Origin of the sequence: uncultured Methanobrevibacter sp. (assembly GCF_902770715.1) — an archaeon.
GTDB lineage: Archaea > Methanobacteriota > Methanobacteria > Methanobacteriales > Methanobacteriaceae > Methanocatella.
Window position 1 is genome coordinate 1 of record NZ_CACXTS010000033.1, and the last position, 14,459, is coordinate 14,459.

10 protein-coding genes and 1 pseudogene are annotated in these 14,459 nt (G+C 34.9%); 9 read left to right on the plus strand and 2 right to left on the minus strand.

The genetic code is table 11. From position 1 onward, the window contains the following. From QZU81_RS08780 to QZU81_RS08800, 5 genes are all read left to right on the plus strand, one after another. A partial coding sequence (locus QZU81_RS08780) for a 4Fe-4S binding protein (RefSeq protein ID WP_295591331.1) occupies nt 1-778 on the plus strand: 778 nt, incomplete at its 5' end. A 100-nt stretch (nt 779-878) separates the two neighbouring features. Beyond that, nucleotides 879-2,051, plus strand: coding sequence for an MFS transporter (locus QZU81_RS08785; RefSeq protein ID WP_295591332.1), 1,173 nt, complete (start codon nt 879-881; stop codon nt 2,049-2,051). Nucleotides 2,052-2,232: 181 nt separating this feature from the next. Next, nucleotides 2,233-3,408: a methionine adenosyltransferase gene (gene metK / locus QZU81_RS08790; protein WP_295591334.1), complete on the plus strand. Its 1,176-nt coding sequence runs from the start codon at nt 2,233-2,235 to the stop codon at nt 3,406-3,408. Between the two features lie 171 nt (nt 3,409-3,579). After that, entirely contained in the window at nt 3,580-4,851 is a 1,272-nt protein-coding gene (glyA, locus tag QZU81_RS08795) for a serine hydroxymethyltransferase (RefSeq protein WP_292824161.1), read from the plus strand. Between the two features lies 1 nt (nt 4,852). After that, a complete protein-coding gene (locus QZU81_RS08800; RefSeq protein WP_292824158.1) occupies nt 4,853-5,545 on the plus strand; it encodes a dihydromethanopterin reductase (acceptor) in 693 nt (230 codons plus the stop codon). On the opposite strand, the gene QZU81_RS08805 is transcribed toward QZU81_RS08800, so the two are convergent. Both QZU81_RS08805 and QZU81_RS08810 read right to left on the minus strand, forming a co-directional pair. Next, nucleotides 5,531-5,857 (minus strand): DUF192 domain-containing protein, encoded by a 327-nt coding sequence (locus tag QZU81_RS08805; RefSeq protein ID WP_292824155.1) that lies wholly within the window; start codon nt 5,855-5,857, stop codon nt 5,531-5,533. The genes QZU81_RS08800 and QZU81_RS08805 overlap by 15 nt on opposite strands. 34 nt (nt 5,858-5,891) lie before the next feature. After that, nucleotides 5,892-6,572, minus strand: a complete 681-nt coding sequence (locus tag QZU81_RS08810; RefSeq protein WP_295591338.1) for a DsbA family protein — start codon at nt 6,570-6,572, stop codon at nt 5,892-5,894. A gap of 247 nt (nt 6,573-6,819) precedes the next feature. On the opposite strand from QZU81_RS08810, the gene QZU81_RS08815 reads away from it, so the two are divergent. The 4 genes and pseudogenes from QZU81_RS08815 to QZU81_RS08830 all read left to right on the plus strand — a co-directional run. After that, nucleotides 6,820-8,484 carry a hypothetical protein gene (locus QZU81_RS08815; RefSeq protein ID WP_295591340.1) on the plus strand — a complete coding sequence of 555 codons (1,665 nt, stop codon included), beginning with the start codon at nt 6,820-6,822 and terminating at the stop codon, nt 8,482-8,484. Nucleotides 8,485-8,742: 258 nt separating this feature from the next. Further along, nucleotides 8,743-11,976 carry an isoleucine--tRNA ligase gene (gene ileS, locus QZU81_RS08820; RefSeq protein ID WP_295591342.1) on the plus strand — a complete coding sequence of 1,078 codons (3,234 nt, stop codon included), beginning with the start codon at nt 8,743-8,745 and terminating at the stop codon, nt 11,974-11,976. Nucleotides 11,977-11,986: 10 nt separating this feature from the next. Beyond that, nucleotides 11,987-14,125, plus strand: coding sequence for a phosphoribosylformylglycinamidine synthase subunit PurL (gene purL, locus QZU81_RS08825; RefSeq protein WP_295591344.1), 2,139 nt, complete (start codon nt 11,987-11,989; stop codon nt 14,123-14,125). Nucleotides 14,126-14,151: 26 nt separating this feature from the next. Beyond that, nucleotides 14,152-14,459: pseudogene (locus tag QZU81_RS08830) on the plus strand (molybdopterin molybdenumtransferase MoeA); the annotation flags it as partial.

Here is a 14,459-nt window from a genome sequence, read left to right on the forward strand (position 1 = left end):
ATACTGTTCCAGAGTATGTTGTATGTACTCCATGAAAAACGCTCAATTATGTATTGACCACGAACCTGATACCGAAGTAACCTGTTACTACATGGATATTCGTTCTTTCGGTAAAGGATACGAAGAGTTCTACAAAACATCTCAAGAAAAATACGGTATTGAATTTATCAGAGGTAAACCAGCACAAATCTTCGAAAATGATGATTTAACCTTAACTATCAGAGCAGAAGATACTTTACTCGGTAAAGTAACTGAATACACTTACGACTTAGTTGTATTAAGTGTTGGTCTCGAACACTCCGCAGGTTCCGACGAACTCAGACAAACTTTAGGTCTTTCCAGATCCGCAGACGGATTCTACATGGAAGCTCACCCAAAACTCAGACCTGTTGACACCTTAACTGACGGTGTTTACATTGCTGGTGTAGCACAAGGTCCTAAAGATATTCCTGACTCCGTAGCACAAGGTTCAGCTGCAGCATCCAGAGCAGCTATCCCAATGGCAAAAGGAGAAGTAGAAATCGAACCTATTATTGCATCCAACGACGAAACCGTTTGTGGTGCTTGTCAAGTATGTGTTGAATTATGTCCATTCGACGCTATTTCAATCGCAACCGGTGTAGGTGGAAAAGAATTTGCACAAATTAACTCCGCATTATGTAAAGGATGTGGTACTTGTGTAGGTGCATGTCCATCTGGTGCAATGAACCAACAACACTTCAAAACCGAGCAAATTATGGCACAAATCAGTGCTGCTCTTGAAGACTTAGGTAAATAGATTTAGAGATTAATTTCTCTATTTCTTTTTTTATTTTTTTTTTTTAATCGACTTTTTTTCAACACTAATTTTATATAATATAGTTTACATAACGATTGTTATGAAAAATAATCCTAAATTGCTCCTTTATATTTTAATGCTATCAACATTAGGTATTAACACACCTTTAAGCATTATTGGGATTATTTCTCAAATATCTGAATATTTCAACACTACTATTGCAATTTCCGGATTATATGTTAGTTCATTTACATTTACAATAGCAATAACCGGTCTGTTTATTCCATTGCTTTTTTCAAAATTTGAGCGAAAGAAAACATTTGTTTCAATTCTGTCAGTCTTTGCAATCTCAAATGTAGTAATCATATTTACAAAAAGCATTTTCGTTGCTTCATTTTTTAGAATTCTTTCCGCTGTAGTATATCCTGCATTCATATCAATTGCTTTAACTTTTTGTGAAGAGATTGCACCCGCCGACCAAAAACAGGATTACATAACAAAAATACTGCTTGGAATTTCAATAGGTAGTATTGTGGGCTTGCCGATTACAACAGGTCTCGGAACAATTTTCGGCTATCGCATAGCGATGAGTTGGATTTTTCTAATAAATTTCTTAACATTAATCTTGATTTTAATATTCTTTCCAAAACTTCCTGGAAAGTCAAAAAGCTATGAAATGCCGTTATCCAGCATCAAATCAAAAGAATTTTTACTGTCCACAATTGGGATTATAATGATGCCAATCGGTGCAAGCATTGTTTACAATTACGTTCCATACTTTTTGCAGACTGTATGTCACATTTATACCTATAAATTAAGCCTATTTTTATTTACATATGGCGTAATTTCAATATTCGGAACATGGCTGGGCGGAAAACTGATTTTCAAAAAGGACAAGGAAACATTAATAATATTTCAATTGGTATGCGCTTCAGTGTTCCTGGCATTATACCTATTCACAGATTATCTGGTAGTGGTTTTAGTCTTAATTTTAATTTTCGGAGTATTGGATGGAATGGGCTATAACCTTATTCAATACATTGAAACATCAGTTCTGCCTGATAGTCCAGAGCTTGCAAATGGCGTTTTTTTAAGCGTATTGAATGGTGGAATAGCAATAGGAATTGCAATTGGAGGATTTTTGGTTGATGGATTCGGCGTAATGTCAATATTTGTCGCAGGGGTCCTATTTTTAATCCTTGCTTTTGTATTATTGGTTTATGTGATTTTGGTTTTAAAGATCAATCTGAAATATCAATGCATTGAGTTATGATATTCAACATGGCAGTTTGAAAATCATATTCCATAATCAGGAATTCTTTCAAATATGCAAATTTTTAATAATTTATATATAATATTTAAGATATACATAATATAGACTAGTTATAATAGTGATAAATTCTCTTAATCTGATTATTATAATGAGAAGTTTAACATTAACTATTGGTGATAATATGAATGAAGTATATAGGACATTCACATCAGAATCTGTAACTCAAGGGCATCCTGATAAAGTTGCAGACATTATTTCTGATGCTATATTAGATGCATATATGAAACAAGATAAATATTCCCATGTTGCATGTGAAACTTGTGTGACTACTGATTTCTGTATGGTATTTGGTGAAATTACATCAAAAGCCGATATCTCAAAGGAAGAAATTGAAAAAATCATAAGGGATACAATTATTGAAATTGGCTACGATAAGCCCGAATTAAAATTTGACGGTCATTCTTGTGATATAGATAACAGGCTTCATGCACAATCTCCAGACATTAATCAAGGTGTGGACCGTGGAGATGAAGAAACTGGAGCCGGAGACCAAGGTATGATGTTTGGTTTTGCAACTGATGAAACTGAATCATTAATGCCTTATCCAATTGATCTTGCCCGTAAGTTAACTAATAAATTAACTGAACTTAGAGAAAGTGGAGAAATTCCATATTTAAGACCTGACGGTAAAGCTCAAGTGTCTGTAAATTATGATAAAGATGGAAATGTCATTTCACTTGATGCAGTTGTATTGTCAACTCAACATGATGAGACAATGTCTGACAATCAAGAACAATTAAAGGCAGACATTCGTGAAAAACTCTTTAAAGTAGTTATTCCAGAGGAATTAATGACTGAAAATACTAAAGAGCACATTAACCCAACCGGTAAATTTGAAATTGGAGGTCCTCATGGAGATTCAGGCCTAACCGGTCGTAAAATCATTGTTGACACTTATGGAGGATATGCCCGCCATGGTGGTGGAGCATTTTCAGGTAAGGACTGCACTAAAGTGGATAGAAGCGCATGTTACATGGCAAGATACATTGCTAAGAATATTGTAGCAAGTGGACTTGCTTCCAAATGTGAAATTCAATTGTCTTATGCTATTGGAGTTGCAGATCCTACTTCAGTAATGGTGGATACCTTTGGTACTGGAGCTGATATTGGAGATGTGACTTTTGATAAGATAGTGCGTGACAACTTCAAATTAACTCCTGATGGAATTATTGAAACATTAGGCTTAAGAGATGTTGAATATAAGCAAACCGCTAAGTATGGTCACTTAGGTATTGAAGGTCTCCCATGGGAGAAAACCGACAAAGTAGAAGACCTAAAAAAATATATTAAAAACTAAATAAAATGTTCCTCTTTTGAGGAATTTTTTAATTCTTTTTTTTACAAGATTAACTTCTTTTTTTGTTAATTTTAATTTTTTATTATTTTTAGAATAATTTTCATAACTATTATATTAAATGATTTACAAAAATTTAATCATAAATATATAATTGGATATTAGGTGTAGTAAATGGCTAATTATCATGATGAAATTTTAAACTTTGAAGAAATTGCGAAAAAGCATACTGAATATATGAGAAACAGTATCAATCTTATTGCATCTGAGAATGTAACAAGTGTGGAAGTAACCGAAGCTGTAGCAACCGATTTTGCTCACAGATATGCTGAAGGTCAAGCTTTCCAAAGATTTTATGAAGGATGCCAATATGTTGATTTAGTTGAAGATAAAACAAAAAAACTTTCATGTAAATTATATGACTGTGATTATGCTAACGTTCAACCGGTTTCAGGCGTAACAGCAAATCTTGCAGCATTCTTTGGTTTTGCAAAACCTGGTGAAAAGGTAATGGCACTTGAAGTACCATCAGGAGGTCACATTTCCCACGCTGATGTAAGTGCAGCTGGTATTCGTGGATTAAAAACTGTTTTCCACCCATTAGATAAAAATGTGATGAACATTGACATTGATGCAATGAACAAAAAAATCCTCGAAGAAAAACCACAAATTGTTTTATTCGGTGGAAGTTTATTTTTATTCCCTCACCCAATTAAAGAAGCTCGTGAAGCAGCTGATGAAGTTGGAGCTACAATAATGTATGATGGTGCTCATGTATTGGGTCTTATTGCTGGAGGACAATTCCAACAACCTCTTAAAGAAGGAGCAGACTTGATGATGGGTAGTACCCACAAAACATTCCCTGGTCCACAAGGAGGTATTATTCTTTCAAGCAAAGAAAATGAGGAACGTATTGATGATGCAGTGTTCCCTGGTGTTGTAAGTAACCACCATTTGCACCACTTGCTCGGTTTAGGTATTGCAACTGCTGAAATGTTGGAATTCGGTGAAGCTTATGCAAAACAGATTATTAAAAATGCACAAGCTCTCGGTCAAGCAATGTATGAAAGAGGATTCAATGTATTATGTGAAGACTTAGGATTCACTCAATCCCATCAAATTGCAGTTGACTTGACTGACATCAGATCAGCATCCGATATTGCAAAAGAATTGGCTGACAACAATGTAATCTTAAATAAAAACCTCTTGCCTGGAGATAACAGAGACAATTCTGATGATCCATCCGGTATCAGAATAGGTACTCAAGAGATTACCAGAAGAGGATTAAAAGAAAAAGAAATGGATGAAGTTGCTGAATTCATCAAACGTGTTGCTGTTGATAAGGAAGACATTGCTGATGAAGTGGCTGAATTCATGAATCAATACACAAAACTTGATTACGCATTCTCTGACAGAGAAGCTTATCAATATCACACATTAGATTAAAATGAGAATAGGATTTGCATTTACTGGAGCTGGTCATTTACTACGTGAATCAGTGCATTTGGCTGAAAAATTAGCCAAAGAACATGAAGTAACAGTATTCTTATCAGGCGCTGCTGAAGAAGTCCTAAAAATGTATGGGCTTTATGAGCGTATTGAAAAGATAACTGGCGGAAAATACCGTGAACTTGCCACTGATTCAAATCAAAAATTTTCATATCCAATAACCGGTCGTCTGTCTTTAGGCAAATACGACTTATTAATTGTGTCACCAGCTACAGCAAATACAGTTTCAAAGATTGTTTATGGAATAGCTGATACTTTAGTAACCAATGCTGTTGCTCAATCTGGAAAAGGCGCAGTTCCTGTTTATATGGTTCCAGTAGATATTCATCCGGGGCCAATCGACACAGTTCTTCCATCTAAAATGGAATTGTCAAAATGCCAAAGTTGCGATGATTGCCTTGCATCACTCGCCTGCGAACAAGGTGCGATTATTCCACATGAGGAAATTGATTTGACTAAATGTATTGGCTGTGGTTTGTGCAGAAATACATGCCCATATGATGCAATTTCCGAAGGTAAAATCATAACAATCTATATGAGAGATATTGACATTGAAAATACCCGAAAATTATCTAGTATTGATAATATTCAGATTTTTGAAAATCCTGAAGATATTTTAGATAAAATCTAATTTATCTCCTATTTTTAATTTTAAACTGTCTTTTTTTGCTTCTAGAATATAGCTTGCTTGCTTTTTTGGCTTGTAGAATTTCCAAGGTTTCAATGTTGCCTTTTCAAAAATGACCTTATTTTTATCTAAAAAATAAACATCTATATCAAATCTCATGAAGTGGGTATGTATTGATGAGTCTTTAAGGTTTGAGAATAACATTGCAAAATCAATATTCTTTTTCAGCATCAATCCTTTAAAACGCTTAAAAAAGCTATTTGCATTTATAATTTTTATATTTATTAGTTCTTGAGTTGTTTTATTCAAAATCATGAAATAATTATAAGTAGTTCATAATATATAATCTTTAAATCAGATTAAAATCAATTCTACCAATATAACTCTTGTTTTTTATTTCGCCACTAATCAGGTCTTTAAAAGCAGTTTCAAAATCTTTTTTTTCAAACACTCCTGGAATTGTTAGCCTTTCACCCTTATATTCTATGATATAATAGGGGATTCTTGTTATTCCATATGAAACGGCTTCTTCAATGTCAAGCTCCACTTCAATTTCCAAGGAGTCTTTTTTAAGCATTTCGGCTATTGCACTTTCGTTTAATCCGCATGATGCTGCAATATTTATTAAAACATCATGGTCTGCAATATTTTCGTTTTTAATAAAATTGGACTCAAATATTTTAAAAATAAGTTCCTGGGCTGATTCCGGGTGTCTATTTTGAACGTATTTGGCTAGCCTATGGGCATCTTTTGAGCTGTTAATAATCAGATCTTTGTAATTGACATTCAAGCCTTCATTTGCAGCTATTGACTCTATTTCTTCAATTTCTTTTTTAGCTTCATCAATTGATAATTTATTGTCACTTGCAAATCTCTCCATTGCTGAGATATTATTTGCACCAGGCAAGAGTTCAAATGATTTCATTTCCCATTCAACATCCAAATCGAGTTCAAAAACAGTATTTTTGATCCGATTTAGCCCTATATAAGAATAAATGCAGTTGAAATCACTTAAATAAATAATGTTCATTTTTTCCCATCTTTTGACTTTTTGCCTTCTTTGTCGTCTTTATAAATTTTATATAATTTTATCATATTGTCTACGGCTTTAAAAAGTGAATTGTATTTTCTGTGAAATCCCATAAGTTAATATTTAAAATTTTTATTATATGTACTTTTTAGTTTATTTTCAATAAATTTATATTAGATTAGATAAAGAACTTTTTATTGAGTTTTCTTGGCTGAAAACAAATAAAATTTAAGAGAGTTCATTTTCCATGAAATTGAGAAATTATTTTATTGTATTCACACTATTTTTAGTATTGATATGTAGTTTAACTGCTGTTAGTGCTGAATCAGATAATGCCACAATATCTGAACTAAATGACAGTGATGTTTCTCTTAGCAATGTTGAAGAATCGGCAGCTATTGAAAATGAAAGCACTAATGTTAATGTTCAAGAGGAAAATAATCAAATTACTAATTCTTCAAGCAATTCGGAGGACGTTTCAGTTGCAGTTTCCATACCTGAAAATCCCAAAGCAAGTTTAAAAATAACTACGGATTCCAACTTTGTCGCTAACGGAAAGACTTATTATATGTATTTGAAGGATTCAAAGGGCACTCCAGTTGCAAGCAAAAAGTTGAGCCTATCCTTCGATGGGCAAACATATAAAAGAACAACAGATAGCACTGGCAAGTTCGGCATTAAGATTACATCAACAAAATCATCAATAGCTTTGGATGTTTTATTTAATGGAGACAAACAGTATAACGCATTTTCAAAAACTCTTCAGGTATGCATTGCAAAGATAACTCCAATAACAATCGGAAATTCAAAATTGCTCACTAACGGTTATCTAAGGATATATTTGCAAGGTTCCAAAAAGGCGATTTCCGGTAAAACCATTAAGATAACAATCGGACAAAAGAAATTTATAAGAAACACCACTTCTGAAGGCTTTGTAGTTATAAAGCCGAAGGTCACACCTAAAACATATAATATTGTTGCCGAGTATGGAAGGTATTCGCTTTCTAAAAAAGTTAAATGCATTGAAGGAAATGTAAAAGATCCTCTAAAAACTTCCGTTTCAACAGTAAATGGAGTTCCAGACATTGATGTAATGCCTTCAAATTATGTCATGGGATACGATAATGCCAGATACACTCTTAAAAAAGCGCAATATCAGGAAACTATAAAAAGAGACAGTTATTGCCTGTTCTTATATGGAAAATTATCAAAATATACTTTCTTTAAGACAAAAGAATCTCCTAAAATTTATCATATCCTAAAGCGTGTAAAATGGAATGTAATTGAAAGGGCGCTTAACATTAAGCTAGTCAAAAAGAATAAATATTCTTATTGGCCAAAAACAATCACAGTTGCCCTGAAAGGGAAATCATATACATATTCTGAGGTTCGTGATGTTCAGAATACAGAATATACATGCGGACCTACATCTGCCAGTGTCTGCAGTCAGGCTCTGAAAAAATATCGTTCAGAAAAATTCTTCCAGACAAAGGCGCATGTAACTAACGGAGTTAATGTGGACGTTCTTAAAAAGGCGTTGAACAATAACGGTTTTAAGGCATCCTACTATTATGCTGTAGATAATGGAATAAAACAATTGAAAAAAGGAGGAGCGGCATTGATCGCTTTCCTGCCGAACCATTACGTTTCCATTATAGATGTAAGTAAAGACGGCAAGAAGATTTTGGTAAGTAACTCCTATGGTAAGTATAATGTCGGCGGAGCGTCTAAAGTCCCGACAAAATGGGTATCCTTAAAATACTTCAAATCCAAGTTTGCCGGAGTAGGCTTGGTTGTCAAGCTCAATTACAAATTATCCAAACAAGACAAGAAGATTGTTAAAAGCTATTACAACAGCATGGGTACAAAATTTGTAAGGCAGAATACAAATGAAAGAATTCCAAATACATGAGAGTTTTTTAACATTTTCCCGTTAATACGCCCATAATTTCCATTTACTTTTTAGATTGCTGATTTTATTTATTTTTAAATCTTTTTAATTTTAAAAATTTTCAGAAATTCCCATAACCTTTATTTATTATCTAAAACAAAAAGATACATATTATAAATTAATATTATATATGTGTTTTAAACATGAAAATATTCGTTAGAATCTCATAGAGATTATTTATTTTTACACATATTATCTATCAAATTTCGAGGAGTTAAAATGCCAATACAAGAGGCAGACAAATCATATAACCATGATAAAATAGAAAAAAAAGTTCAAAAATTCTGGAAAGAAGAAGAAACTTTTAAAAAAGTAAATGAACTTAGAGAAAATGGTCCTAGATACTCATTTTTAGATGGTCCACCTTACTGCAGTGGTAAAATCCATTTAGGAACAGCCTGGAATAAAATCATTAAGGATTCATACCTTAGATACAAATCCATGAACGGATTTAGCTTAAGAAGACAGGCTGGATGGGATATGCATGGGTTACCGATTGAAAATAAAGTAGAGCATTTGATGAATATTCAATCCAAACAGGAAATCGAAGAAATAGGCATTGACAAATTTGTTGACAAATGCAGAGAATTTGCCCTTGAAAACAAAATTGCAATGGAAGAGGAATTCGATCAGCTGGGTGTTTGGATGGATTGGGATGACCCTTACATGACACTTGACCCTAAATACATGGAATCTTCCTGGTGGATGCTTAAAAGAGCTAACGAGCAGGATTTACTTTTAAATGACCAGAGAGTTATTAGCTGGTGTCCTCACTGTGGAACAGCTCTTGCTGCAGCAGAAATTGAATATGAGGAAAAGGAAGATCCATCCATCTACATTAAATTCCCTGTAAAGGGTGAAGAGGATACCTATTTCTTGGTTTGGACAACTACTCCATGGACACTTCCAGCAAACATGGCTATCTGTGTCAATCCGGAATTTGATTATGTTTATGTTTCAAAAGACGGTGAAACTTACATATTGTCTGAAAACTTAATGGAAGATGTATTAGGCAAACAGATTAAGATTCACAGAACAAAAATACCTGCCGAAGAAGAAGGCGAAGAAGATACAATCATTGAAGAAAAAGAAGTGATGTATGATGTCATCAAAACCGTAAAAGGTGAAGACTTGATTGGAATGAGCTATGACTATATCTTAATGGATGAAGTTCCAATCCATGCCGAATTTGATGAAATCGATGCGGTTCACAAGGTCTTGCCTGGGGACCATGTTGAACTTGGTGAAGGTACAGGTTTAGTACACACAGCGCCTGGACACGGTCCAGACGATTTTGAAGTAGGTAAAGCAAATGGTATTCCAATTTTCTGTCCTGTAGGAGAAGACGGATGCTTTACTGAAGACGCAGGCAAATATAACACTAAATTTACAAAAGAAGAAAATACTCAAATCATCAAGGATTTGGAAGATAAAGGATTAATGTACAGATCCGAAACCATTGAACACAGATACGGAGTATGCTGGAGATGTAAAACTCCTATCATCTACCGTGCAACCAAACAATGGTTCTTGAAAGTAACAGACATTAAACAAAAAATGTTGGATGAAATTGGGAAAGTCGAATGGGTACCTAAATGGGCTGGTGAAGGCAGATTCTATGATTGGGTAGACAATGCACGTGACTGGACAATTTCAAGACAAAGATACTGGGGTATTCCAATACCAATTTGGGAATGTCCTGAATGTGGAGAACTGAAAGTAATAGGTTCTCTTGATGAACTAAAAGAGGAATCCCTTAACGAAATCAATGTAAGCGATTCAGAACTTATCCACAGACCATATGTTGATGAAGTAGAAGTAAAATGTGACAAATGCGGTCAGACCATTAAAAGAATCCCTGATGTATTGGATGTATGGATTGACTCCGGAGTTGCCGGATGGGCATCTCTATACTATCCTGAAGAAAAGGAAAAATTCGAAGACTGGTTCCCATATGACTTCATTACTGAGGGTCACGACCAAACCAGAGGATGGTTCTACTCACAACTCGGTACAGGAGTAATTGCAATGGGCCAAAGTCCATATCAAAAGGTATTGATGCACGGATTTGTGTTAGATGAAAACGGAAACAAGATGTCCAAATCATTGGGTAATGTAGTTGCTCCGGAAGAAGTTATTGAAAAATATGGAGCGGATGTTTTAAGATTCTATTTATTATGGGCTTCAAAACCATGGGATGATTTGAAATTCGTATGGGAAGAGCTCTTGAACATCAATAAAATGTTTAATATCCTATGGAATGTCTATGTATTTTCAACCACATACATGTCTTTAGATGACTTTAATCCTATTGGATTAACTGAAGATGACATGATTTTAAGGTCAGAGGATAAATGGATTATATCTAAAGCAAATACCTTAGTTAAAGAAGTGGCTGAAGATTTGGATAAATTATTCTTCCACAAGGCAACAAGAAAAATCAATGATTTCATTTTAGAAGATTTAAGTCGCTGGTATGTAAGGCTCATCCGTGGAAGAACTTGGGTTGAAAGCGACGACCCTGATAAATTAGGCGCTTATTACAGTTTATACACTGCACTTGTAAAATTAATATCAGTATTATGTCCTATAGCTCCTCACATTTCAGAAGAAATATATGAAAACCTTGTTAAAGGTGTGAATCCGGATGCTCCTGAAAGTATCCACATGAATGATTGGGGATATGATGAAGATGCGATTGACACCAAATTGGAAGAAAAGATGGATGTTGCCCGTGAAGTAATTGAAGCATCAATCAGGGCACGTGACATGGCACAATATAAGTTAAGATGGCCTGTTTCAGATATAACAGTCGTATCTCAGGATGAAGATGTCTTAAATGCCATTGAAGAGCTGGAAGACATTATTAAAGATCAATCAAATACAAAAGAAGTATTAAGGGCTAGCGAATTTGATAAATTATCATTCATTGCAAAACCAAACCTTAAGATTTTAGGTCCAAAGCTTAAAGGCGACATGGGCAAAGTCGTAAAAGGCTTAAAGGTAGCCGACGGTAATCAAATCAAAGCAGACCTTGATGCAAATGGAAGCGTAACTGTCGAAGGAATCGAATTGTCAACTGAAGAGGTATTGTTCGATTCAGAACTTCCTGATGACTTCGTATCCTCCGAATTTGATGGAGGAAATGTATTTGTTAATACTAATATTACACTAGAAATCAAACAGGAAGCTATGGCTCGTGAATTAATAAGAAGAATTCAGGACATGAGAAAAGACTTGGATCTTGATGTTGAAGCCAACATCAACGTTGACGTTGAAACCTCAACAGAATTTAAGGATTTAATCGTACCGCAGTCTGAAGTCATATCTCATGAGGTAAGAGCTAAAAGCTTAATTATAACTGACAGTGAAGAATGCAGTAAAGATTCTAAAGATTATACCAAAGAATGGGATATTGAAGGAGAAAAAGTAATTATTTCAATTAAAAATTAAGGGTGTTAAAATGACTTTAGCCGATTCTGAAATTGAATATATTGAAGGAATCCTTGGTAGGGAAATGAATGAATTAGAAGAAGGAATGCTTGATGTAATGTTTTCAGAACATTGTTCCTACAAAAGCAGCAGACCATTTTTAAGAGCTTTCCCGACTGAAGGAGAAAATATTATTTTAGGTCCTGGTGACGATGCGGGACTTGTATCTGTAACCGACAAATATGCATTAGCTGTAGGAATGGAATCTCACAATCACCCATCAGCTATTGAACCTTATGGAGGTGCAGGTACTGGAATAGGTGGAATTTTAAGAGACATTATTTCAATGGGTGCAATGCCTATAGCACTCCTCGATTCTCTTAGATTTGGACCATTGGAAGATGAAAAATCAAGATACTTATTTGAACATGTTGTAAAAGGAATTTCCGATTACGGTAACCGTGTGGGGGTTCCAACCGTTGCAGGAGAGATTGAATTCGATGAATCATTCAGAACAAATCCTCTTGTTAATGTAATGTGTGTAGGACTTGTCGAAAAGGAGAATATTGTCCGTGCACAGGCACCAAATATAGGCGACGTATTTCTTTTGATGGGAGGAACCACAGGTCGTGACGGAATTCACGGAGTAACCTTCGCTTCAGAGGAGTTAACATCAGATTCAGAAACTGAAGACAGACCTGCAGTACAGGTTGCAGATCCATTTACCAAAAAAAGAGTACTGGAAGCTTCCTTAGAAATCCTTGAAAAGATCAATGTCAGCGGTGTAAAGGATTTAGGTGGTGGAGGTCTTACCTGTTGTATTTCAGAACTTGTAGACTCTTCAGATAATGGTGCACTAGTCGATTTACGTGCAATTCCATTAAGAGAAACAGGCATGACTCCATATGAAATCATGCTTTCAGAATCACAAGAAAGAATGGTATTTGTCATTAACCCTAGCGATGTCGAACTTGCCCAAAAAATCTGCGATAAGCACGAAATTGCATCTTCAGTCATCGGTGAAGTAATTGAAGGAAACAACATGATTGTTTCAGATGAAGGCGAAGAAATTGCTAATTTGCCTACTATTTTACTTGCAGACCCACCTTCAATTGACAGACCTATTGTCGAAATTCCAGAGGACACTCAAAAAATTGAGCTTAAAGAACCTGGAGTTTATCAATCCTTACCAAAATTATTATCCAGTCCAAATATCGCTTCAAAAGAATGGGTTTACAAACAATATGACCATGAAGTTCAAGTCAGGACTGTTGTAAAACCTGGTGATGATGCAGCTGTTTTAAGAATTGATGAAAATACAGCTATTGCTCTTACAACTGATTCAAACACAATCCACACAAAATTGTCTCCATTTGATGGGGCTGCAGGTTGTGTTGCGGAAGCTATTAGAAATGTCATTTCAATGGGTGCAACCCCTTATGCGGTTGTAGATTGTCTTAACTTTGGAAATCCAGAAACTCCTGAAATATTATGGCAGTTCAAAACAGCCATTGAAGGAATGAGTCTGGTTGCTGAAAAGTTCAACGCACCTGTAATCAGTGGAAACGTAAGTTTCTACAATGAAACTGAAGGAATTAAAATCAACCCAACTCCTGCTGTTGGGGTAATTGGTGTTGAAAACATTGAAAACATCAGAACCATGGACTTCAAAAACGAAGGAGACAAAATCATCTTAATCGGTAAAACTTATGATGAATTGACAGGTTCCGAATACCACAGAACCATTCACAACCTGGAAGTTGGAACCGCTCCAAGAATCAGAATTGATGATGAAGTAGCCAACGGCCAAACCATATTGAAATTAATCGATGAAGATGCAAATAAGGATATTACTGCAGTTCACGATGTTTCAGCAGGAGGTCTTGCAGTAGCATTATCCGAAATGGTTATCAAATCAGGACTTGGTTGTGAAGTCGAATTGAAAGATGATGAACTGGATAAAATTCAATTATTATACTCCGAAAGTCACGGTAGATATTTATTAACTGTAAAAGCGGATGCATTAGATGATATTTTAGCAAAAATTGATGTTGAAGCCCAAGTCATCGGTGAGGTAAAAGGAACTTCATTAAATATAAATGACCATGAATTCAGCTTTGAAGATTTAGATAATGCATATCATGGAGTTCTTGAAAAATACATGCCATAGATTTTAACTTGGGGGAGTTTTTAAACATGTTTCTATCTAAATTGGATTCTGTACAAAATGCTATGGATTTGATTGCTAAATATCAGAATTTAACAGATGTTGAAGAGATTTCTATCCATGATGCTCACAAAAGGGTTTTGGCTGAGGATATCATTGCATATCATGATTCACCGCCGTTTGACAAATCTGCCATGGACGGTTTTGCGGTCATTGCGGAAAATACTTTTGGAACTTCTCAATCAGCTCCTAAGCAACTCAAAATTATTGATGCAATCGGTGCAGGAGATTTTAGTCAAAAGACTGTTGGTGAAGGTGAAGCCATTGTAATTGCTAC